This window comes from Candidatus Pantoea floridensis (assembly GCF_900215435.1).
Classification (GTDB): Bacteria; Pseudomonadota; Gammaproteobacteria; order Enterobacterales; family Enterobacteriaceae; genus Pantoea; species Pantoea floridensis.
Window position 1 is genome coordinate 2,178,145 of record NZ_OCMY01000001.1, and the last position, 22,725, is coordinate 2,200,869.

Consider the following 22,725-nt stretch of genomic DNA (forward strand, 5'->3'; position numbering starts at 1 on the left):
TACGCCGGTCAGCACGGCGGAATCAACGCCATTGCTGACGCTTTTTTAAGACCGAATCATGAGATGCGCGGCAAGCTGACTTTCAACGCATCAATAAACAACCGCAGCGCCATGGATTGGTGGCGGTTGGGCGGGAACCACAGCGCAATCCCCGCTGATTGCACTCGCCAATCGGCCAGCAGTTCAACCAACTGGCCGCTGCGCAATGCTTTTTCCACATACAGCGACGGCACATAAGCAATGCCTAACCCGGCAAGGGCGGCCTGCGCCATCAGCGCGTTGCTGTCCAGCGTGAGCGTGCCGGGCACATCAATTTCGTGCGTTTCTGCCGCCTGCGCATATTCCCAGTGATAACGTTTGCCGCTGGGTAAGCGCTGGCGTATGCACTGCTGCCGCAGCAGATCGCGGGGATGCTTAATCGGCGCGTGCAGCGCCAGGTAAGCCGGTGCTGCCACGGTGACAAACGTCAGCGGACCACCGAGCGGAACCGCCACCATATCCTGCGGTACATCCTCAAGTAGCCTGATTCCGGCATCAAAACCGGCGGCGGTGATGTCCACCAATGCGCCTTGTGCGGCGAAATCGAGCTGGATATCGGGATAACGGGCGCTAAATTCCGCCACTACGTGCTGCAACAGCAAACCGATCGAGGCATCACTGGCGCTGATGCGCAACGTGCCGTAGTGCTGTTGGCGGCTGGCTGAGATGTCGTGCAGCACCTCATCCATCTGATTCAAGAGCGGCGAGAGTCGATCCAGTAGCTGCTGCCCGGCATCGGTGAGCGACACGCTGCGCGTGGTGCGCTGAAACAGCTGAACGCCCAGATTGTGCTCCAGCGTTTTCACCAGATGGCTGAGCGAAGAGCGCTTTAATCCGAGCTGCTCGGCGGCACGACGAAAGCTGCGCTGTTCACCAAGGGTTTTGATGGCTTGCAGCTCGTGCCACGAAGGTCGTTTCATTGGTGGTTTTTCCTCACCGGGTCATACGCGATTAGGTAGATTATCTCCACCAGTAAAGCGATCTACCATCAGGTTTTCAATAGGAGGAGCACAACATGAAAACCTGGTTAATTACCGGCGCCAGCAGCGGGCTAGGTCGTTTGATGAGTGAACGTTTACTGGCGCGTGGCGATCGCGTGCTGGCTTGCATACGTCGCGAACAGGCGATGGCCGATCTGCAGCAAACCTATGGCGAGCAGCTGCAGATTGTTGCGCTGGATCTGGCGCAAACCGATCGTATTGCGCCCACCATTGCGGATGCTTTTAAGGCGGTCGAACGCATTGATGTGGTGGTGAGCAATGCCGCCTACGGCCTGTTCGGCGCGGCGGAAGAGTTGAGTGATGCGCAGATTGATCGCCAGATCGCCACCAATCTTACCGGTTCTATCCAGCTGATTCGCGCCGTCATTCCCCTGTTACGCCAGCAGGGCGGCGGACGTATCGCGCAGATTTCTTCAGAAGGCGGCCAGGTGGCTTATCCCAACTTCAGCCTGTATCACGCCAGCAAATGGGGCATTGAGGGATTTGTCGAGGCGGTGCGTCAGGAAGTGGCCAGCTTCGGCATTGATTTCCTGCTGGTGGAGCCGGGCCCAACGGCGACGAATTTTGCTACAGGATTGGATATCGCTGACGCGCTCGAGGTATACCGCGATAACGCCTCAGGCCAGCTGCGCCGTGCGATTTTATCCGGTGATTTCACCATTGCCGGTGACGCCGGGAAATGCGTAACGGCGATGATTGAGACGCTTGATAAGCCCAGCATGCCGCTGCGCCTGGCGCTTGGCAGCACCGCTTATCAGCACATAGAAGCGGCATTGGAAAGCCGTCTGGCGGAGCTGCGCGCGCAGCGCGATGTGGCATTCGGCGCGGACGTGTAATCGCATAATTTATAACAACATGCGAATACCCTTAGCAGCTACTCGCAAAAAAGCCGGTATTCCCGGCTTTTTATTTAATCATCAGTAAGTTGTTCAGGCGTGCAGTCGTAAAGCTCCGCAAGTCTGGCGAGATTAAACTCACGTGGTTTTTCGCTTTTTTCCATCGCAGAGACAGACGCTTGCGTGATGCCCATTGATTCAGCAACCTGCTTTTGCGTCAGTTTGCGATAAATACGCCATGCGGCATGAAGAGTGACACCTTTTTCAATCGCAATGTTTACTACGTCGCCAGGGATCATGGCATCGTCATTTTTCCCGGCTTCATAAGAAACTGACTCCCATAATTCAGGCAAATCAGAATTGCGAGTCAGCCTTTCGAACAACTCTATGGGGACGATTGCCGCTTTACGATTTCCGGCGCTGTCAGTGATAAATTCGATCATAGGGTTTATGTTCCAGTATTTTGCGTTTTAATATTTTGAAAAATAAGGGGATATTCTGTTTCAGCTTCTTCCTTTCATTAGCGTCTGCAATACCCTGCATCTGCTTCATAGCCGCTTTGCGCCAATGTAGCTCTGGCATTCCCTTACCTCACATTGTTAACAACCTCCTTCACTGGAGATAATAACAATAGGTTTTTTTACCTATATTGGCAATTTTTATAGATGTTTAGGACGGAAAATTATCTATATTTAAAATAGAAATATAGATATGGATTACGTTGCTACGTTTCTAACCTGCTTAGCTCAACCGCATAGGATGTTAGGCGGAATCTGCAGATAGCTGCCAAACTCAGCCATTATGCATTTTGCCCGGTGCGCATGAATGTGCACCCTATACCGGTCAGAGTAGGGTCGCCATTTATGGCGACCAATCCGCTCAATCCTATGACTCAAGGAGACGTTCTAACATGCAAGCGATGATCCTGAAGTATCCCGGCGGCTTAGAAAACCTGCAGCTGATCGATCTTGCCGATCCCGGCAAACCTGGCGCGGGAGAGATCCGTGTAGCGATCCACGCTACGTCGCTGAACTTCCACGATCTACTGGTGGCGGATGGATCGATACCTACCGCCGATGGCCGCATTATGATGGCGGACGGCGCAGGCGTGGTGGAAGAGGTGGGCGCGGGCGTTACTGAATTTAAGCCGGGCGATCATGTGGTGTCATGCTTCTTCCCGCAGTGGCAGGATGGGTTGCCGTTGAGCCAGGTGGGCAATTTCACTCAAACGCCGGGCGACGGTGCGCACGGCTTTGCTGCCGAGGTGGTGGTACGTCCGGCGCAGCACTTCACGCTGGCACCGCGCGGTTGGCGCCATGCAGAAGCGGCGACCATCACCACGTCGGGGCTCACCGCATGGCGTGCGCTGGTGGGCGATGCGCAGATCAAAGCGGGTGATACGATCGTTACGCTCGGCACCGGTGGAGTGTCGATTACCGCGTTGCAGATCGCTAAATCAATGGGTGCCCGCGTGATTGTTACTTCCTCCTCCGACGAAAAGCTGGCGCGCGCGCGTGAGCTGGGTGCCGATGCGGGCATTAACTATCGCAGCACGCCGGAGTGGGGCAAAGCGGTACAGCAGTTAACCAATGGCCAGGGCGCGGATGTGGTGATTGAACTTGGCGGTCCTGGCACCATGGCGCAGTCGATTGAGGCGGTGCGTGTTGGTGGGCATATCGCGCTCATTGGCGTCCTTACCGGCTTTGAAGGCGTGATCCCCACCTCATTATTGATGGCAAAACAGGCGCGTATTCAGGGGCTGATTGTCGGCCATAGCCGCCAGCAGCAGGATTTTGTCCGCGCACTGGAGCAGAACGATATCCGGCCAGTGATCAGCGATAGCTACGGTTCACTGAGCGATCTCCCGGCAGCGTTTAAGCATCAGCAGAGCGCGGGACATTTCGGCAAAATTACGGTGGAGTGGTAAAACCATAACCACCGTGAAGTAGCATGTTATTGATCACAGGGTGCTGAAGAGGATATTCAGCGCCATGAAGACTCAGAATAGGATGGCGTGTACCGTAGCACGCAGGGCGATACCGAGCAGAATGCCGGGAACGGCGAAGCGGAACAGGCGCGGGAAGCGGCTTGAAAGGCCAAGGAAAATACCAATGCCGGGCAGATCGAAGGTTTGAATCAACAAACCTGCCGAGGCGTTGATGTTATGGGCGCTGTATAAGCCTTTCTCCACCAGTCCCGCCACCACGCCGTAATAGGCGGTGCCGCCCGCCAGGCATTTTGTCAGCGCTGGAAGAATGTAGACGTCGGAAATGTGCAGCTTATCCAGCAGCGGCGAGAGCAGGCGCGTCAGCATTTCGATGCCGCCCGCTTCTTTTAAAATACCCACCACCGATAACGAAATAATTAACATCGGCAGTGAACCCATCGCCAGGCGAATGGCATCGGAACCGGCACTGTTTATGATGCCAATCAGCCCGATTTTGCTTTCTTGATGGGTGACGGCTTCATCCTCGTTGAGCAGTGCGGCATCAGAGAGTTTGCGGCCAAAAAGGTGATAGGTGGCTGCCGCCGCGAGTACGCCACCGCAGATGGAGACGATCAGCGCCGTGCTCCAGTGCAATCCCGCCGGAATCAGTGGATAGAAGGTACTGGCCTGGCCCATGGCAAATAACATTGCCAGCGTGGCAGCCATATGACGATCGGAAGTGCCGCGCTTTTCCATAATCGCCAGCGCCGCCAGCGGGGCGGCAAAACTGACGAAATTAAGCTGAATCATGGCAAAAAAAGCCAGCCCGGTAATACCGAACGGTTTTAATAGCGGCGTGGCATGCTGCACCACAAAATCCAACAGACCTTTGACTTCCAGATATTTCATGATGAATAACATCACTACCATAATGGGAATTAAGGTGTAGAGCGCAACGTCCACTGAGGCTTTGCCCGCAGACATAATGATATCGATAATATTCATGCCAGATTCAGACCTGTGTTCACACCGTTGTCCCCGAAAAAATATTTAAATAGGCAAAGTAGTGCCTAAAGACGTTCAGTGACACACCAACCTCAATGAATGCACCTTCCGTAGCGACGCAATTCATTGCGCGATAAATCGCGCCGCTACGGAATATGCGCTATGAGATATCGGTATTCATATGTCGAGTGAAAAAGCATTAAGCAAGGGGCTGCCCGTAAAGGAATAAATCTTATCTTTTGCCTGGATGGTTGAGTAGTGAAGAAAATGGAATTTAAATTGCAGATATAAAAAAGCCAGCCTGATAAATGGCTGGCTGTTATTTGCCGCGAGAAATATTAACGCATCGTCACAAATTCTTCGGACGCGGTGGGGTGAATCGCCACGGTATTATCGAAGTCTTTCTTGGTGGCGCCCATTTTCAGCGCTACCGCGAAGCCTTGCAGCATCTCATCCATGCCGTTGCCGATACCGTGAATGCCGACAATTTTCTCATCCGCACCTACGCACACCAGTTTCATGCGGCACGGCTGGCGATGTTGGGTGACAGCGGTATACATTGCGGTGAAGGAGGATTTATACACCTTCACCTGATCGTCGCCGTACTGCTCGCGCGCCTGCGGTTCGGTCAATCCTACGGTACCAATCGGCGGATGACTGAACACCACGGTCGGTACGTTGCTGAAATCCAGATGCTCATCCGGCTTGTTGTTAAACAGGCGCTCAGAAAGACGACGACCTGCCGCCACCGCAACCGGCGTTAATTCAACCGCACCGGTGTTATCACCAACTGCATAAATGCCTTTGACGTTCGTGTTCTGGAACTTATCAACGTTGATATAGCCCTTGTCGTTGAGCTTCACGCCGGTTGCCGCCAGATTGAGATTATCGGTTGCCGGTTCACGGCCAATCGCCCACACCAAACAATCCACGGTTTGCTCGTGGCCGCTTTCCAGCTGCAGCGTCAGGCTGCCGTCGGCGTTTTTAATCACCGCTTTCGGAATCGATTCGGTGTGCAGCGTTGGACCTTCTGCCTGCATCACCTCAACCAGCGTATCGACGATCAGCGGATCGAAGCTGCGCAGCGGCGCGTGCTTACGTACAAATAGGTGGGTTTCTGCGCCCAGCGCATTCACCACGCCGGCCAGCTCCACGGCGATGTAACCCGCACCCACAACCGCCACGCGCTTCGGCAATGCATCCAGTTCAAAGAAACCATCAGAGTCGATACCGTATTCCGCGCCCGGCACGTTGGGATGGCTTGGACGACCGCCGGTGGCGATGAGGATGTGATCGGCGGTGAGGGTTTCGCCGTTCACTTCCACGGTATTGGCATCGATAAAGCGCGCGAAGCCTTTGATCACTTCAACCTTATTTTTACCCAGCACGTTATCGTATGAGCTGTGGATGCGATCGATGTAGGCGCTGCGGTTTTTCACCAGAATTGACCAGTCAAAACGATTTACCGTGGTATCGAAACCATAATCTGGCCCATAAAGATGAATAGCCTCAGCGATTTGCGCCGCATGCCACATCACCTTTTTCGGTACGCAGCCGACGTTGACGCAGGTGCCGCCCAGCTCTTTCGCTTCAATCAGCGCGCACTTCTGGCCGTACATCGCAGCACGGTTAATCGAGGCGATACCGCCGCTGCCGCCGCCGATGGCGAGGTAGTCAAAATGTCTGGTCATCCGTTATGTCCATCTGTTGGAAGAAAATTGGCATAGAGTTTAACGCTTGAGGCGTGAGGCGCGCAAAGATTGCACCTATGAATGTAATAGGGTTGAATCCCGAAACCCGCCATACTTCAAGCCGCAGGCGCGTTGGCTGCATCCTTTAACCCCAGTCACATAGTGAACTATGCTCCTGGGGATTAAAGGATTTGCCGCCTTCCTGCAACATGAATTATGACGGGTGCTACTCGTCAAAAGGAAATGAATATGCAACTGACTTTTCTCGGCACCGGCGGCGGTGCGCCCAGCCTGCAACGTAACGTCACCGCGATTGCGCTGACGCTGTCGAAACGCGGCGAAACCTGGCTTTTCGACTGCGGTGAAGCAACGCAGCATCAGTACATGCGCTCGGCGCTCAAGCCGGGCAAGCTGGAAAAAATCTTTATCACCCATCTGCACGGCGACCACATCTTTGGCCTGCCGGGATTGCTCACCAGCCGTTCGATGGCGGGCATCCTTGATCCCATGACGGTTTACGGTCCCAAAGGTATTCGGCAATTTATTGAGACGGCGCTCAGCTTAAGCGGCTCATACACCTCTTATCCGCTGGAAATTGTCGAGATTGAAGCCGGTTTGGTGCTGGATGATGGCGAGTTCCGCGTCACCGCCTGGCCGATGAATCATGTGATTGAGTGCTACGGCTATCGCATTGAGCAGCACGACAAGCCGGGCTTCCTTGATGCGCCACGCCTCAAAGCCGAAGGCGTACCGCGCGGGCCGTGGTATCAGGATTTGAAAGCGGGCAAACGCATCCAACTGGACGATGGTCGGGAAATCAACGGCGCGGAGTATCTGGGGCCGGCCACCAAAGGTAAAGTGTTGGCGATATTTGGCGATACTGCGCCCACCGAGGTCGCGCTGCAGCTGGCCGCCAACGCGGATGTGATGGTGCATGAAACCACGCTGGAGGCGGCGCTGGTTGAAAAAGCCAACGGGCGCGGCCACTCAACTACCGTTCAGGCGGCTGAAGTGGCAAAACAATCAGGAGCAAAGCGGATGATCGCCACGCATTTCAGCTCGCGCTATCTGTCAAAGGATCGGGAGAAACTGCTGGCGGAGTGCCAGTCGGTGTTTGCTGCGACCGAGCTGGCACATGATTTCGCGGTATTCGAGGTTTAGTGCTGTAACGCCGGGTAGGTGAAAAACAGCAGATGCGTCATGTTGAACAGGAAATGGACGCCGGTGGCGACCCACAGGCGTCCACTCCATTGCCACGCCAGACCGTAAATCAGCCCGGCCAGGGTGGCGAAAATCATCAGTAACGGCCCGCCGGGAAAGTGTGCCAAGCCGAACAGCAGCGACGTCAGCAACAATGCAGCTACGGCACCGATGTGTTGGCGCAAACGCTGTTGCAGATAGCCGCGAAAGAATGCCTCTTCCGCCAGCGCAACGAAGAACACGTTCGCCAGCACAAAACTGCCCAACCATTCCGGCCAATGGGGTTCAACGGCCAGGCCACCCAACTGCACCGCGACATAGAGCAGCAGCGGAATCGCCGCCAGCAGCGCCAGCCACAATATCTTGTAGCGCGGTGGAGCGGCCTTGGTGCGAAACAGCTGCGGCAAACAGATGAGCAACACAAACGGAATCAGCGCCTTATCGAAGTTATATGAGAAGCTGAAGGGCGCACTAAGCGGTCCGGCCTGCACATCTTCTATCTGACGCGGATTGTTGAAACCGGGGAAAAAGTGCAGAAACAGCCCGACGGCAATGGCAACGAGCAGGGCTTCGCTGACCAGCTGAATCCAGCGTGCGCTGTTTTCGACGCGAACCCACGCGATAACGGCGATGGCGCCGAGTAGCGTCATCGCCGGCCAATCCAGCACATCCTGAAACAAACCCAGAATAGTGGCCAGCGTGAGCAGCAGTACGGAAAAACGTTTGGCGGGCGACAGCATAGCAAGCGCGCCAGCCAGAATGATCCACATGGTAATTGTCCTTGTTGGCTGACGGCGCTACGCGAACCTACTCTGGCACGATTTGCGTGACGCTGAAGTGACCGGTACCAGCAGGTACCAGCTTCTGATGCAGCCACGGCAGCAGCTCTTCCATTTGCGCTTTCAGCTTCCACGGCGGGTTAATCACGATCATGCCGGAAGCCGTCATGCCGCGCTGATCGCTGTCTGGACGCACTGCCAGCTCAATTTGCAGAATGTTGCGGATATTGGTGGCCTGCAGGTCCTTGATCATGTGTTTGATCTGTTGACGCATGACAACCGGATACCACAGGGCGAACACGCCGGTGGCGAAACGCTTGTGGCCTTCCTGAATACCTTTCACCACATCCTGATAATCGCTTTTCATCTCATACGGTGGATCGATGAGAATCAGACCGCGGCGGCTCAGCGGCGGCAGCTTGGCTTTCAGCTGCTGGTAACCGTCGCCACGCGCTACGCGCGCGCGGGCATCTTTGCTGAACTCGGTGCGCAGCAGCGGATAATCGCTGGAGTGCAGCTCGGTCAGCTCCATTTTGTCCTCTTCGCGCAGCAGGAAGCGGGCAATTAACGGTGAGCCGGGATAATACTTTAAGGTGCCATGCGGATTAAGGTTACGCACCGCCGAGAGATACGGCTTCAGCAGCTCAGGCACATCCGGCTGCTGCCAGATGCGGCCGATGCCTTCCAGATATTCACCGGTACGCTCGGCGTGCTCACCGCTGAGCAGGTAACGTCCGGCACCAGCATGCGTATCCAGATAGAGAAAAGGTTTTTCCTTCTCCATCAGAGCGGTGAGGATCAGGCTTTCAACGGTATGTTTCAGCACGTCGGCATGGTTGCCGGCATGAAAACTGTGGCGATAACTCAGCATAAAAAAGAGGGGTCCGCGGTTGGATCAAAGGGAGTCTATACATCGTGTGTGGCGCGATTATAGCCGCGCTGGGTAAAAATTGCTGACGTTTCGTGGGTGATTTAAGTTTTATGACCAGGTGTCGTTATAGCGGCTTGCGATGCGTTTTGTTGTGGGAAATTTTTGCCATGCCATTGTCCAGTACGCGAATTTTCGCTGCAATTCAACGCGCAGAAGTGAAATGCCAGGTGTTTCTGGCAGGAGATTTTTTTGCTTAAAGCACCTTTAACAACTTCTGGTGAAAATGATGAATAAAATAACGGGTGTCGCAATGGCAAGTCTGTTGGCACTTACCGGCTGCGCGAAACCACAACCCGTGCAAAGCCTGGTCACGCCGCCTGCTGCGGCAGCACAGCCTGTTGCGCAAAATACTCCAGTAGGACAAGAGACATCCGTTGTGGTCTCACCGTCCGCTCAACCTGAGGCTGCGCCATTGACCGATGGCCTTTCAGGCAACATGGAGCAGTGCCGTAAAGAGCTGGATGCTATGCGTCTTTATAGCAAGGTGTCATATGCCAATTTCAATGCGGAACTGCAGAAAATTGACGCACAAACCCATAAATATTTGCAAATTAAACAATCGATTGGCGCAGATATTAATGATTTAGTGATGCCACGTTATCAGTTCCAGGCGCGTGAGTTGTGCTTCCGTATTAAAAACCGTCTATCACAACTGATTATTCGTCAGGCTGGCTAACACCTGCATTGATTGCCCGTTGTCGGTGTGGATAGCGCTATGCAACGCGATTCCTATCCCTCTTCGCTCAAATACGCTTCAGCTCGCCTTGTGGCGAGCTTTTCTTCGCCGGTCCATCCTTAGCGGCATTGATTTTCATGCTATCAAGCCGCATGTTAGGTAGATTGCGTCGCGCGAGTACTCGCGCCTCAACTCCATCATGAAAGGACTGCGCTTATGACCAATCCGTTACTCACGTCTTTTACGCTTCCCCCGTTTTCTGCCATCAAACCTGAACATGTGGTTCCTGCGGTTACCGAAGCGCTGAACGACTGTCGTGCCGCGGTAGAACGCGCTGTGGCGCAAGGCGCGCCTTACACATGGGAAAATCTGGTACAGCCGCTGGCTGAAGTTGACGATCGCTTAGGTCGCCTGTTCTCGCCGGTTAGCCATTTAAATTCGGTGAAAAATAGCCCGGAACTGCGTGAAGCTTACGAACAAACGCTGCCGCTGCTGTCTGAGTACAGCACCTGGGTTGGCCAGCACGAAGGTTTGTACCAGGCATATCGCAACCTGAAAGAGGGCGAGAGCTACGCGGGCCTCGATACTGCGCAGCAGAAAGCGGTGGATAACAGCCTGCGTGATTTCGAGCTGTCCGGTATCGGTCTCGATAAAGAGAAACAGAAGCGCTATGGCGAAATCGCTGCGCGCCTGTCCGAGCTGGGCTCGACTTACAGCAACAATGTGCTCGACGCCACCATGGGCTGGAGCAAGCTAGTGACCGATGAAGCCGATCTGGCGGGTATGCCGGAGAGCGCGCTGGCTGCAGCCAAAGCGCAGGCTGAAGCCAAAGAGCAAGAGGGCTGGCTGCTGACGCTGGATATTCCAAGCTATCTGCCGGTGATGACCTATTGCGATAACGCTGCGCTGCGTGAAGAGCTGTACCGCGCCTATTCAACCCGTGCTTCCGATCAGGGCCCGAATGGCGGCAAATGGGATAACGGCCCGATTATGGCGGAAGAGCTGGCGCTGCGCCACGAACTGGCTCAGCTACTGGGCTTCGACTCCTACGCTGACAAATCGCTGGCCACCAAAATGGCGGAAAACCCGGCGCAGGTGATTGAGTTTCTCACCGATCTCGCTAAACGCGCACGTCCGCAGGGTGAAAAAGAGCTGGCTCAGCTGCGCGCTTTCGCCAAAAAAGAGTTCGGCGTCGACGAAATGAATCCGTGGGATTTGACCTACTACGGCGAAAAACAGAAACAGCATCTCTACACCATTAGCGACGAGCAACTGCGCCCGTATTTCCCGGAAGCGCGTGCGGTGAGTGGCCTGTTTGAGGTGGTAAAACGCATTTACGGTATCACCGCGAAAGAGCGTAAGGATGTGGATGTTTACCATCCGGATGTACGCTTCTTCGATCTGTTCGATGAGAGCGGCGAGCTGCGCGGCAGCTTCTATCTCGATCTCTATGCGCGCGAACACAAGCGTGGCGGGGCGTGGATGGACGACTGCGTTGGCCAGATGCGTAAAGCCGACGGCAGCCTGCAGAAGCCGGTGGCGTATCTAACCTGTAACTTCAATCGCCCGTTACAAGGCAAACCGGCGCTGTTCACCCATGATGAGGTGATCACGCTGTTCCACGAATTTGGTCACGGCCTGCATCATATGCTGACGCGCATCGAAACGCCGGGCGTATCTGGCATTAGCGGTGTGCCGTGGGATGCCGTCGAGCTGCCGAGCCAGTTTATGGAAAACTGGTGCTGGGAGCCGGACGCGCTGGCATTTATCTCCGGCCATTACGAAACTGGCGAACCGCTGCCGAAAGAATTGCTGGATAAAATGCTGGCCGCAAAAAATTATCAGGCGGCGCTGTTTATCCTGCGTCAGCTGGAGTTCGGCCTGTTCGATTTCCGTCTGCACACCGAGTTTAACCCGGCGAAAGGCGCGCAAATCCTCGAAACGTTGCGCGAAGTGAAGAAGCAGGTTGCCGTGGTGCCAAGCCCGGAATGGGGACGTTTCCCACACGCCTTTAGCCATGTGTTCGCGGGCGGTTACGCTGCCGGCTACTACAGCTATCTGTGGGCCGACGTGTTGGCGGCCGATGCCTATTCGCGCTTTGAAGAAGAGGGCATCTTTAATCGTCAGACCGGGCAATCGTTCCTCGATAACATCCTGACGCGCGGCGGCTCTGAAGAGCCTATGGAGCTGTTCAAGCGCTTCCGTGGCCGCGAGCCGCAGTTGGATGCGATGCTGGAACATTACGGAATTCAGGGATAAACCGGCTTGTGAAAATTGGTTTAATCGATGAAACAGGCGCCGGAGACGGCGCCTTATTACATTTGGCGCAGCGCTGGGGTTTGCAATCAGACCAACAGGCAACGATGGCGCTGGTTTTAACGTCTGAGCACCTTGAGCTGCGTAAGCTGGATGAGCCGAAACTGGGCGGCATCTTTGTCGATTTCGTGTCAGGTGCCATGGCGCATCGGCGCAAGTTTGGTGGCGGTCGTGGCGAAGCGGTAGCGAAAGCGGTGGGCATCAAAAGTGGCTATCTGCCTGATGTGATTGATGCAACCGCAGGTTTAGGACGCGATGCCTTTGTGCTGGCGTCGCTCGGCTGCCGTGTGCGCATGCTTGAGCGGCATCCGGTGGTAGCGGCTCTGCTGGAGGATGGATTGCGCCGTGGCTATGAGGATGCGGAAATCGGCGGCTGGCTGCGTGAGCGGCTCACGCTACTGCACGTAGTGAGCCAGCAGGCGCTCAGTGATATCACGCCTGCACCGGATGTGGTGTATCTCGATCCGATGTATCCGCATCGGCAGAAAAGCGCGATGGTGAAGAAAGAGATGCGCGTGTTTCAGTCGCTGGTGGGGCCCGATGAAGATGCCGATGCGCTGCTGGAACCGGCGCGGCAGCTGGCGAAGAAACGCATTGTGGTGAAACGTCCGGACTACGCGCCACCGTTAGCAGGCGTGGTGACGCAAGATGCGGTGGTGACCAAAAGCCATCGTTTTGATATTTATCCGCCGCTGGTGTAGATCGTGCGGTATTGAAAAAGGTCGGCATGAATGCCGTAATGCTCGTCAGTTAAGCATGAATCGGTCACCATGAATGGTGACCCTACGTGGATATTGCCGGGTTTTCGTAGGGTGCGCATTCATGCGCACCTGCATAAACAGGCATTTTTTTGCTTAAGTGAGCGGCATTACGGCATGAATGCCGACCCTATGGTTTACTCTTCGTCTTCATCGCGCAGCGGCACGATCAACATGTCGATATGCACGGTATTAATCAACTGGCGCGCTGATGACATCAGCTTGCTCCAGAAGTCCTGATGGTGACCACACACCACCAAATCCACATCATATTTCTTAATCGCGTCCACCAGCACCTGGCCAAGATCGCCGCTGCCGCTCAGCGTTTCACTGATCGGATAACCGGCATTGATCGAAAGCGCTTTCAGTGCGGTGTGCGTCTCTTCAGAGATGCGTTTTTGCATGTCGCCCAGGTTAACGTCAATCAGCCCGGTGTACAGGTCAGAATAGTTAACATCAACGTGGATCAGCGAGATTTTCGCATCGTAAGGGCGGGCCAGCGAAACGGCTTTATCGACTAACAACTGGCTTTCCGGGGAAAGGTCTACTGCAATCAGGATGTGTTTATAAGCCATGATAAAACTCCTTCTCAAGATTTGGGGGCGATCTTCCTGCTTTCACGGTAGGCGATGTCCTTTGCGCCAAACGGCGATGAAGCGCCACCAACCATAGTTTCAGCCTTGCAGGCGGTTCTTGTTATGCCCTGAGTATAGCCAGAGTTGTTAACAAATGCTGCAAGCGAAAGTTCGCTTGTGAGGAAGATCAAGCGTTATCGGGTTTTTCACTCGCACTGAACGAAAATCATCGCTGGAAAAAAATTGAACAGATCTCCTACACTGAAAATAAGTGCCACAGCGATATGCGTTGCGCACTCAGGTTCGCATAACAACAATGCAATCGGAATCATTCAGTGGCTGGTTTATTTCCCGTGCGGCGTCTACAGCAATTCCCCGCTGCGTTTGACGTCGTTGCGGCTCCAGCCGGGAGGGGAACATGATCAGCACTATCGCGCTTTTTTGGGCTCTGTGTGTGGTTTGTCTGGTGAATATGGCGCGCTACTTCTCTTCTTTGCGCTCACTATTGGCCGTTTTGCGCGGTTGCGATCCGCTGTTATATCAATATGTGGATGGCGCGGGTTTCTTTACTTCACACGGTCAGCCGAGCAAGCAGGTGCGGCTGGTGCGCTATATCTGGGAAAAGCGCTATCACGATCATCATGACGACGAATTTATTCGCCGCTGCGAACGCGTGCGCGGGCAGTTCGTGCTGACCAGCGGGCTCTGTTTTTTGGTGGTTGTCAGCCTGATTGCGATGGCAATCTGGCAATAAATAACGGCAATAAAAAAGGGCGACATCGCTGTCGCCCCCATACCCGTCATACTTCGAGTTGCAGCTGCGTTAGCTGCGTGTGTTCACCCCAGTCACTTACTTCAGTAAGCTCCTGGGGATTCACCCACTTGCTGCCTTCCTGCAATTCGAATTATTTAGGGTATCCATCAAATTAATTTCAGCGCAATCCAGTAGAGCGAACCCGACAGCAAAATACACACTGGCAGCGTGAATACCCACGCCATGGCGATATTTTTGATGGTGCGACTCTGCAATCCACCGCCATCGACCAGCATGGTACCGGCCACCGACGACGACAGAATGTGCGTGGTGGAAACCGGCATACCGGTGTAACTGGCCACGCCAATCGACAGCGCGGCCGTCACCTGCGCTGACATACCCTGCGCATAGGTCATGCCTTTCTTACCGATTTTCTCACCGATAGTGGTAGCCACGCGACGCCAGCCAATCATGGTACCGATGCCCAGTGCCAGTGCAACGGCAACAATAATCCAGATAGGCGCGTACTCAATGGTGCCCAGCAAATCGCCTTTCAGCTTGTTGAGGAAGCGCTTATCGTCGGCGCTGGTTTCCGGCAGCTTGGCGACTTTATCTACGGTGTCTGAAACGCACAGCAACAGACGACGCATTTGACCGCGTTGATCAACCGACAGCTGATCGTAGCTCTGCAAGTTATTCAGCAGCAGCTGCGCACGATCGATGGCCTGCAACGCGCGGCTGCTATCGCAATGGAACTCCTGCGGGCCGCCGACTGACTCTTCCGGCGTTGGCACAACAGGCGGTGCAAGCTGCACCATATGCGCCAGCGAGTCGTTATGTTGCTGATAATACTGTTCCAGATGGTTTACCGCGTCGCGCGTGCGCGTGATGTCATAACCTGATGCATTCAGATTCACCACAAAGCCCGCCGGCGCCACGCCGATCAGCACCAGCATAATCAGACCAATGCCTTTCTGCCCATCATTCGCGCCGTGTGAGTAGCTCACGCCAATCGCTGAAACGATAAGAGCAATGCGCGTCCAGAACGGTGGCTTTTTCTTGCCATCAATTTTTTCACGATCGGCGGGTGTCATGTGGATGCGCGAACGCTTAGTGGTTCCGCTCCAGTAACGACGCAGCAGGAAAATCAGGCTGCCTGCAATCACCAAACCGACAATCGGCGAAAGAATCAGGGACAGGAAGATATTGATGACTTTCGGCAGGTTGAGTGCATCAACCACCGAGGTGCCGGTCATCAGGGCGTTGGTGAGACCAATACCGATGATAGCGCCAATCAATGTGTGAGAACTGGACGCCGGCAAACCTAAATACCAGGTGCCAAGGTTCCAGATAATCGCGGCGAGCAGCATGGAGAAGACCATGGCGAGGCCGTGGGCCGAACCGACATTCAACAGCAAATCGGTCGGAAGCATGTGAACGATGGCATAAGCCACGCTCAATCCACCAAGCAAAACACCTAAAAAGTTGAAAACGCCAGCCATGACAACCGCCAGTTGCGCCCGCATCGCACGGGTGTAAATGACAGTCGCAACCGCGTTAGCAGTGTCGTGAAAACCGTTGATTGCTTCGTAAAACAATACAAACAGCAGAGCAAGAATCAGTAACAGGCTGGTACTGAGGTCGAGACCAGCAAACAGATGTAGCATAAACGTTACGCCATTTTGGGAGGACATGAACGCGGCGCATTATCTGCGACAACGTGCGCGATATGAAAGAAAAATATAGCTCTTTATTGTCTTAAATTTGTCATCCACCCTAAAAATTAAGGTGAAACCATCTATAAATTAGCGAGTTACATTATGACACATTTACGGCATTTTTTTGACCCTAGCGCTGAAAGCCACAGATCTCTACAATCAGCGCCTTTCAGGCAAGGCGGATAAAGCAGTGGAAAAGTTTGACGTTATCATTATTGGTGCAGGCGCAGCCGGCATGTTCTGCGCGGCGCAGGCAGGGCAATTGGGCCGTCGCGTGCTGCTGCTGGATAACGGCAAGAAAGCGGGGCGCAAAATTTTGATGTCGGGCGGTGGCCGCTGCAACTTCACCAATATGCACACTGAGCCGGCGGCGTACCTGTCGCACAATCCCCACTTCTGCAAATCGGCGCTGGCGCGTTATACCCAGTGGGATTTCATCGATCTGGTCAATCGCCATGGCATTGCCTATCACGAGAAAACCCTCGGCCAGTTGTTCTGCGATGATTCGGCGCAGCAGATTGTCGATCTCTTGCTGAAAGAGTGTGAAGCCGGGCAGGTGAGAGTGCGCTTACGCAGTGAAGTGTTGAGCGTGGAGCGCGATGACAACGGCTACACTTTGCAGCTTAATGGCGCGGCGGTGCAGGCTGAAAAACTGGTGATTGCCAGCGGTGGACTCTCGATGCCGGGCTTGGGTGCCACACCGTTCGGCTACAAAGTCGCCGAGCAGTTCGGCCTGAAAGTGTTCCCCACGCGTGCGGCGCTGGTGCCTTTCACGCTGCATAAACCCTTGCTGGAGCAGCTTAATACCCTTTCCGGCGTGGCATTGCCCACGACCATTACGGCACAGGACGGCACCTTATTTAAAGAAGCGATGCTGTTTACCCATCGCGGTTTGTCTGGCCCGGCCGTGTTGCAAATCTCCAGTTACTGGCAGCCTGGCGAATTCGTCACCATTGATTTGTCACCGGTCACCTCGCTGGATGATTTTATTCATGTGCAGCGCGAGGCTCATCCTAATCTCAGCCTGAAAAACAGCCTGGCGAAGATTCTGCCAAAACGGCTGGTGGAAGTGCTGCAGGAACTCAAGCAGATTCCCGACGTCACGCTGAAACAGCTGAATAGCAAGCAGCAGAGCGAGCTGGTTAACACATTGCATCATTGGCGCGTGCAGCCGAACGGCACCGAAGGCTACCGTACCGCTGAAGTGACGCTGGGCGGCGTGGATACCACGCAGCTATCGTCAAAAACCATGGAAGCACGCGATGTGCCGGGGCTGTTCTTTATTGGTGAAGTGGTGGATGTCACCGGCTGGCTGGGCGGCTATAACTTCCAGTGGGCGTGGAGCTCGGCCTGGGCGTGCGCGCAGGCGCTTTAATGCGTGCTGAATAGGCCGCACGCACGCAATCTGCTACTATCGCGCGCTTTACTCTTCAGCGGGTGACGCCCTTCATGTTAAAAATCAAATTTCTTCTGCCGTTGCTCATTGTTATCAGCGCCGCTGTCTGGTGGCTGATGCCGCACTACAGTGACGAAGATAAAGGCTACTACATCGCCATGTTCTGTACGCTGACGCACGACGGGCGCGGGAATACGCCGAAGGATATGCAGCAAATTATCGAAGGTAGCAATTCCGATTACGCGTTGCAGAAGATTCACTTCCAGGCGGGTTTGGCCGAACATCTGCAAACCATTTGGCAGGATTTGTCGCCAGAACAGCAGCAGCAGGCGCGGCAGGAAAGCCTGTCCTGCCGCCGTTTATTATCAGAGAAACTGTTACCGGGCCAGCCGGTGCAGTAATTAGTTTACCGGCAGCGCGAGAACCTGGTCAGTGGTTTTAATCTCCGCGAACACATCGGCAACACCCGCCAGTGCCGCCTGCTGCAACACGTTATGATCGACCACCTTGTTATCCCAGGTCGCCAGATCGCGTGTGGCCGTGGCATCTTCCGGAATGATGACCGCGTAGCCGAGCGGCACCGCATCACGCGCGGTGGATGAGACGCACATATGGGTCATCAGGCCGGTAACGATCAGCTGCTTGATACCCAGTGCATCCAGCTGTTGCTGTAGATCGGTGCCAACAAATGAACTTGGTGTGGCTTTGCCGATCACGCGGTCTTCTTTGCCCGGCTGCAAATCTTTATGGAACTCAGCGAAACGGCTGCCTTTCGCAAACAGCGGGCCATCGGCTTCCCCTAAATGCTGGACGAAGAACACCGGCATATTGTTTTTGTGAGCGAACTCGACGATGCGTTTGCTGTTTTGCAATGCCTTCATACCATCAGGTATCGGCATTTTCCCGCCTGGAAAATATTCGTTCTGGATATCAATGACGATCACCGCCGTCTGCTTTGCAATGAGCGCCGTTGTCGCCGTGGCACCGCTCATGGTGCGAATCGTCGGGGCTTTACTTGCCTGACGTTCGTCAGCAAATACATTGCCGGAAATCGCCATGGCCAGTGCTAAGGTTCCTGAAGCTAAAATATTTTTCATGAGTAATAATCCTGTAATGATGTCGTGGTTAGAGAAGACTCGTGCGGCTTCCGATGGGATGCAGTATGGCGATTTCGTCGTGAGTGAAGGAGTACAGCGGATGACAAATAGCGTTCAATTTGCGCCAAAAACGCCAGGCGCGGCATCGCCGATTAAGGTGGGCATCGTGGTGTTCGACGACATCATCCCTTTCCATCTTTCTGTGCCTTGCGCGGTCTTTGAGAAAGCGGAACAGGACGATGGCTCGCTTTGCTATCAATTGATGATCTGCGCTACGCATCCCGGTCCGTTAAAAACCAACAGCGGTTTTTCGATTGTTGCCGAACATGGACTCGCACAACTCGCCGATGTCGATATGGTGGTGGTGCCGAGCTGGAGCGATCCGGCGGTACAACCTCCTCCAGCGTTACTGCAGGCTTTACAACAGGCCGCGCAGCGGGGCGCGCAAGTGGTAGGTCTGTGTCTTGGCGCCTTTGTGCTTGGTGCCGCTGGTTTGCTCAGTCAGCGTCGCGCTACCACGCATTGGCGCTGGATGGCGGATTTCGAACGCCTCTATCCCGACGTAGCGATTGACCGCGACGTGCTCTATATCGACGAAGGGCAGATTGTGACGTCGGCAGGTACCGCGGCGAGTATTGATTGCTGTCTGCATTTAGTGCGCGAGCAGTGCGGCGTTGATGTGGCCAATAGCGTCGCACGTATGCTGGTGGTGCCGCCGCATCGGCAGGGCGGACAGGCGCAGTATATTGAGCAGCCGGTGTATCACTCCGCGGGCAACGATCGCTTTATGTCAGCGCTGAGTTGGGCAACGGAAAACCTGCAGCAGGCGCTAACGCTCGAGCAGCTGGCAGAGAAAGCGCTGATGAGCCGCCGCAGTTTTACCCGCCGCTTCAACCAAACCACCGGTGGCTGTTTTAGCGCTTGGTTAGTGAATCAACGCCTGGCCCTGGCACAGCGTTTTCTGGAGAAAACCGATCAACCGGTGGAGTTGATTGCTGAAAAAGCCGGATTCTCCTCGCCGCTGATGCTGCGCCGTCATTTTAAGAAGCAGCTGAATACCTCCCCACTGCAATATCGCAAAACCTTTCGCGGCAGATCCTGATGAACATTTTGCGAGCTCTCTCGCATCACATTGCACGTTACTTGTTGTACTAATTGATATTTTTCGCGGTTCAGCGCAAAATATAAACAGTCACATGGTGCAATAATTGCTCGCTGGGCATGATGTCTGACAGACGCGTCACATCAACTCAGGAGCTTCACGGATGACACTCGCGATGATGAATACTCATAAAGCTTTTAAAGCGTTGCAGCTGGCTGGCGTCAGCGATCAACAAGCCGAAGCGATGGTTGAAATCTTTACTGAAATGCAGCAGGACAATGCGCTGTCACGCGCGGATTTAATGAAGGTTGGAGAAGGGATTTCCGGGAGTATTAAAGAGCTGGATCTTCGGCTGAGTGGAGCAATTAAAGAACTGGATGATCGGCTGAGTGGAGCAATTAAAGAGCTGGACCTTCGGCTGAGTGCAGCAATTAAAGAACTGGATGATCGGCTGAGTAAAGCCATCAAAGAGCTGGATCATCGATTGAGCGGTGCAATACAGGAGCTGAACACGCGCCTGTTCGCAGTTGAAACGCGGCTCAACGCGATGGAAAAAGATATTGGTGAACTTAAAGCTGATGTCAAACAACTGAAAGCCGACGTCTCTGCATTAAAAACCGACATGCGCTGGATCAAACGCTTACTGATGGTAATGGCCACCTCCATGGTGATCGCGTCAGTTAAATACATCTTCTCGTAAATTTTCGCGCGCTGGGGTGTTAAGTACAGTCGGCTGTACTCACAGCGCGGCGCGATTCACATTCCCGCACTCGCACGGCCTTCATACCTTCTCTAGACCCGGTAATTTGATGCGGCGCACACTTATGGCCGCCTAAAACCACAACACTGCCCTCCAGATAATCAGACTGGAGTCCAGCATGTTGGAAGTTACGCCTGTTCCCGCCCTGACGCGCGCTATTGCCATTCTCAACTTTATTGCGCAGCACGGACCGTGTAGCGCCGCTGAGATTATAGAAACGCTGGCACTGCCTAAAAGCAGTGCCTATCTGCTGTTCGCCGAACTGAAGAAACAGCGTCTGATCACTGTCGATCGCAACAACAACTACTGCCTGTGGACGCGACTGGTGGAGCTGGCAGGACACGCTCTGCACAACATGGATATTCGCGATATCGCGCGTCCACGCCTCACCCGACTGATGCAGCAAACCAATCTGCTGTGCCACCTCGGCATCCTCGAAGGCGGCCATGCCTGTTACATCCTCAAGCTCGAATCGGCTGCCACCATCAGCGTGCGCTCGCACGAAGGTAAAAGTCTGTCGCTCTATCGCTCGGGCATTGGTAAATGCCTGCTCGCCTGGCAACGCCCCGAAGAGCAGGAACGCATCATTAACGACATACGTTTTGTTGCCGTGACGCCAACGTCGCTCCGCAACGCCGACGCTTTGCGCACTGAGCTGGCACGTATACGCCGTCAGGGCTGGAGCTTTGATAACGGTGAAGATTATCCCGATGTGCGCTGCGTGGCGGCGCCGATTTTCAATGCCCGCGAGCAGTTGGTCGCCGCCATTTCACTGGTAGGCACCCGCCTCGACATTGATGACGACAAGCGCGATTACCTTGCAGGCCTGGCGATTGCCTGCGCCCGCGATATTTCACGACTGCTGGGCTGGCGAAGCCCAACGGAAAAACAAGCCTCGTAACCAGGAGAAGAACATGTCCCTACCCAAGATTAAAACCGTTCGCGCCTACTTTGCGGGTGGCGCTACCGCCGATAAAGCCGCTGCCGGCGGCGATTATCACGATCAAGGTGCCAACCACTGGATTGACGACCATGTCGCCACGCCAATGAGCAAATATAAACAGTACGAGCAGTCACGGCAGTCTTTCGGTATCAACGTGTTGGGCACGCTGATTGTTGAAGTGGAGGCCGATAATGGCCAAACCGGTTTTGCCATCACCACCGGCGGCGAAATGGGCTGCTTTATCGTTGAAAAGCATCTTAACCGCTTCCTGGAAGGGCGCTGCGTTAGCGATATCAAACTGATTCATGACCAGATGATGAATGCCACTATGTATTACGCTGGCTCGGGTGGCCTGGTAATGAACACCATTTCGTGTGTTGATTTGGCGCTATGGGATTTGTTCGGCAAAGTCACCGATCTGCCGGTTTACAAACTGCTGGGCGGCGCGGTGCGTGATGAGCTGCAATTCTACGCCACCGGAGCACGTCCGGATCTGGCGCAGAAGATGGGCTTTATCGGCGGCAAAATGGCGGTGCAGTGGGGCCCGCACGATGGCGACGAGGGGATTCGTAAAGAGGTGGCGCGCATTGCCCACTATCGTGAGACCTGCGGCGCGGATTTCTGGCTAATGCTCGATTGCTGGATGAGCCAGGACGTGAATTTCGCGACCAAACTGGCGCATGCGTGCGCGCCGTATAACGTGAAGTGGCTAGAAGAGTGCTTACCGCCGCAGCAGTTTGAAGGTTATGCCCAGCTGAAACAGCAAGCGCCGCACGGCATGTTGATCACCAGCGGCGAACACCACGGCACCTTGCAATCGTTTCGTACTCTGGCAGAAACCGGCATTGATATTTTGCAACCGGATGTCGGATGGTGTGGCGGCCTGACCACGCTGGTTGAGGTGGCGGCGCTGGCTAAATCACGCGGTCAACTGGTGGTGCCGCATGGCTCCTCGGTTTACTCGCATCACGCTGTCATTACCTTCACTAACAGCCCCTTCAGTGAATTCCTGATGACCAGCCCAGATTGCAGCACCCTGCGTCCGCAGTTCGATCCGTTGTTAATCAACGAACCGGTACCGGTAAAAGGCCGTATACATAAATCGGTACTGGATAAGCCTGGCTTCGGCGTGGAGCTTAATCGCGATGGTCTGAAACGTCCTTATCAACACTAATTGCACCGGCTGCGGTTAAAAGCCGCAGCCCTTTGTGAGGGCTTGCC

22 protein-coding genes are annotated in these 22,725 nt (G+C 54.5%); 13 read left to right on the forward strand and 9 right to left on the reverse strand.

Features of this window, described 5'->3' with window-relative positions:
* Positions 1 to 56: 56 nt before the first annotated feature.
* Positions 57 to 959: a LysR family transcriptional regulator gene (locus tag CRO19_RS10195; protein ID WP_097095730.1), complete on the reverse strand. Its 903-nt coding sequence runs from the start codon at positions 957 to 959 to the stop codon at positions 57 to 59.
* Positions 960 to 1,054: 95 nt separating this feature from the next.
* On the opposite strand from CRO19_RS10195, the gene CRO19_RS10200 reads away from it, so the two are divergent.
* Complete coding sequence (locus CRO19_RS10200; protein WP_097095731.1) at positions 1,055 to 1,876, forward strand: SDR family oxidoreductase; 822 nt, start codon at positions 1,055 to 1,057, stop codon at positions 1,874 to 1,876.
* 74 nt (positions 1,877 to 1,950) lie between these two features.
* On the opposite strand, the gene CRO19_RS10205 is transcribed toward CRO19_RS10200, so the two are convergent.
* Positions 1,951 to 2,319 carry a helix-turn-helix domain-containing protein gene (locus CRO19_RS10205; RefSeq protein ID WP_097095732.1) on the reverse strand — a complete coding sequence of 123 codons (369 nt, stop codon included), beginning with the start codon at positions 2,317 to 2,319 and terminating at the stop codon, positions 1,951 to 1,953.
* 467 nt (positions 2,320 to 2,786) lie between these two features.
* On the opposite strand from CRO19_RS10205, the gene CRO19_RS10210 reads away from it, so the two are divergent.
* Entirely contained in the window at positions 2,787 to 3,803 is a 1,017-nt protein-coding gene (locus CRO19_RS10210; RefSeq protein WP_097095733.1) for a zinc-dependent alcohol dehydrogenase family protein, read from the forward strand.
* Positions 3,804 to 3,875: 72 nt separating this feature from the next.
* Here the strand turns inward: CRO19_RS10210 and CRO19_RS10215 are convergent, their stop codons facing one another.
* Together CRO19_RS10215 and gorA are read right to left on the reverse strand one after the other, a co-directional pair.
* On the reverse strand, positions 3,876 to 4,808 hold the full coding sequence (locus CRO19_RS10215) for a nucleoside recognition family protein (protein ID WP_097095734.1): 933 nt from the start codon (positions 4,806 to 4,808) through the stop codon (positions 3,876 to 3,878).
* A 338-nt stretch (positions 4,809 to 5,146) separates the two neighbouring features.
* Positions 5,147 to 6,499 (reverse strand): glutathione-disulfide reductase, encoded by a 1,353-nt coding sequence (gene gorA, locus CRO19_RS10220; protein ID WP_097095735.1) that lies wholly within the window; start codon positions 6,497 to 6,499, stop codon positions 5,147 to 5,149.
* Between the two features lie 249 nt (positions 6,500 to 6,748).
* Here gorA and rnz point away from each other — a divergent pair, with 249 nt between their 5' ends.
* Positions 6,749 to 7,660 (forward strand): ribonuclease Z, encoded by a 912-nt coding sequence (rnz, locus tag CRO19_RS10225; RefSeq protein WP_097095736.1) that lies wholly within the window; start codon positions 6,749 to 6,751, stop codon positions 7,658 to 7,660.
* On the opposite strand, the gene CRO19_RS10230 is transcribed toward rnz, so the two are convergent.
* Both CRO19_RS10230 and CRO19_RS10235 read right to left on the reverse strand, forming a co-directional pair.
* Positions 7,657 to 8,469: a CPBP family intramembrane glutamic endopeptidase gene (locus CRO19_RS10230; protein WP_097095737.1), complete on the reverse strand. Its 813-nt coding sequence runs from the start codon at positions 8,467 to 8,469 to the stop codon at positions 7,657 to 7,659. The genes rnz and CRO19_RS10230 overlap by 4 nt on opposite strands.
* 37 nt (positions 8,470 to 8,506) lie before the next feature.
* Complete coding sequence (locus CRO19_RS10235) at positions 8,507 to 9,349, reverse strand: 23S rRNA (adenine(2030)-N(6))-methyltransferase RlmJ (RefSeq protein ID WP_097095738.1); 843 nt, start codon at positions 9,347 to 9,349, stop codon at positions 8,507 to 8,509.
* 310 nt (positions 9,350 to 9,659) lie between these two features.
* Here CRO19_RS10235 and CRO19_RS26235 point away from each other — a divergent pair, with 310 nt between their 5' ends.
* The 3 genes from CRO19_RS26235 to rsmJ all read left to right on the forward strand — a co-directional run bounded on the left by CRO19_RS26235 (position 9,660) and on the right by rsmJ (position 13,102).
* On the forward strand, positions 9,660 to 10,085 hold the full coding sequence (locus CRO19_RS26235) for a YuaE family lipoprotein (protein WP_320204472.1): 426 nt from the start codon (positions 9,660 to 9,662) through the stop codon (positions 10,083 to 10,085).
* A gap of 216 nt (positions 10,086 to 10,301) precedes the next feature.
* Positions 10,302 to 12,344, forward strand: a complete 2,043-nt coding sequence (gene prlC, locus CRO19_RS10245; protein ID WP_097095739.1) for an oligopeptidase A — start codon at positions 10,302 to 10,304, stop codon at positions 12,342 to 12,344.
* An 8-nt stretch (positions 12,345 to 12,352) separates the two neighbouring features.
* Positions 12,353 to 13,102 (forward strand): 16S rRNA (guanine(1516)-N(2))-methyltransferase RsmJ, encoded by a 750-nt coding sequence (gene rsmJ / locus CRO19_RS10250; protein ID WP_097095740.1) that lies wholly within the window; start codon positions 12,353 to 12,355, stop codon positions 13,100 to 13,102.
* A gap of 194 nt (positions 13,103 to 13,296) precedes the next feature.
* Here rsmJ and uspA read toward each other — a convergent pair whose 3' ends face one another.
* The gene (gene uspA, locus CRO19_RS10255) at positions 13,297 to 13,734 is read right to left on the reverse strand and encodes a universal stress protein UspA (protein WP_097095741.1); all 438 of its coding nucleotides are present in this window, start codon (positions 13,732 to 13,734) and stop codon (positions 13,297 to 13,299) included.
* A gap of 418 nt (positions 13,735 to 14,152) precedes the next feature.
* Here uspA and uspB point away from each other — a divergent pair, with 418 nt between their 5' ends.
* Positions 14,153 to 14,488 carry a universal stress protein UspB gene (gene uspB / locus CRO19_RS10260; RefSeq protein ID WP_008108136.1) on the forward strand — a complete coding sequence of 112 codons (336 nt, stop codon included), beginning with the start codon at positions 14,153 to 14,155 and terminating at the stop codon, positions 14,486 to 14,488.
* A gap of 167 nt (positions 14,489 to 14,655) precedes the next feature.
* Here the strand turns inward: uspB and pitA are convergent, their stop codons facing one another.
* The gene (pitA, locus tag CRO19_RS10265; RefSeq protein ID WP_141400270.1) at positions 14,656 to 16,155 is read right to left on the reverse strand and encodes an inorganic phosphate transporter PitA; all 1,500 of its coding nucleotides are present in this window, start codon (positions 16,153 to 16,155) and stop codon (positions 14,656 to 14,658) included.
* Positions 16,156 to 16,396: 241 nt separating this feature from the next.
* Between pitA and CRO19_RS10270 the strand changes: the two genes are divergently transcribed.
* Positions 16,397 to 17,581 carry a BaiN/RdsA family NAD(P)/FAD-dependent oxidoreductase gene (locus CRO19_RS10270; RefSeq protein ID WP_097097631.1) on the forward strand — a complete coding sequence of 395 codons (1,185 nt, stop codon included), beginning with the start codon at positions 16,397 to 16,399 and terminating at the stop codon, positions 17,579 to 17,581.
* A 74-nt stretch (positions 17,582 to 17,655) separates the two neighbouring features.
* The gene (locus CRO19_RS10275; RefSeq protein WP_097095743.1) at positions 17,656 to 18,003 is read left to right on the forward strand and encodes a hypothetical protein; all 348 of its coding nucleotides are present in this window, start codon (positions 17,656 to 17,658) and stop codon (positions 18,001 to 18,003) included.
* On the opposite strand, the gene CRO19_RS10280 is transcribed toward CRO19_RS10275, so the two are convergent.
* Complete coding sequence (locus tag CRO19_RS10280) at positions 18,004 to 18,699, reverse strand: cysteine hydrolase family protein (protein ID WP_097095744.1); 696 nt, start codon at positions 18,697 to 18,699, stop codon at positions 18,004 to 18,006.
* Positions 18,700 to 18,799: 100 nt separating this feature from the next.
* On the opposite strand from CRO19_RS10280, the gene CRO19_RS10285 reads away from it, so the two are divergent.
* The 4 genes from CRO19_RS10285 (at position 18,800) to rhmD (ending at position 22,678) form a co-directional block, all read left to right on the forward strand.
* Positions 18,800 to 19,801, forward strand: coding sequence for a GlxA family transcriptional regulator (locus CRO19_RS10285; RefSeq protein ID WP_097095745.1), 1,002 nt, complete (start codon positions 18,800 to 18,802; stop codon positions 19,799 to 19,801).
* 163 nt (positions 19,802 to 19,964) lie between these two features.
* Positions 19,965 to 20,501: a DUF1640 domain-containing protein gene (locus tag CRO19_RS10290; RefSeq protein ID WP_097095746.1), complete on the forward strand. Its 537-nt coding sequence runs from the start codon at positions 19,965 to 19,967 to the stop codon at positions 20,499 to 20,501.
* Positions 20,502 to 20,679: 178 nt separating this feature from the next.
* On the forward strand, positions 20,680 to 21,462 hold the full coding sequence (locus tag CRO19_RS10295) for an IclR family transcriptional regulator (protein WP_097095747.1): 783 nt from the start codon (positions 20,680 to 20,682) through the stop codon (positions 21,460 to 21,462).
* A 13-nt stretch (positions 21,463 to 21,475) separates the two neighbouring features.
* Complete coding sequence (gene rhmD / locus CRO19_RS10300) at positions 21,476 to 22,678, forward strand: L-rhamnonate dehydratase (RefSeq protein WP_097095748.1); 1,203 nt, start codon at positions 21,476 to 21,478, stop codon at positions 22,676 to 22,678.
* Positions 22,679 to 22,725 lie beyond the last annotated feature (47 nt).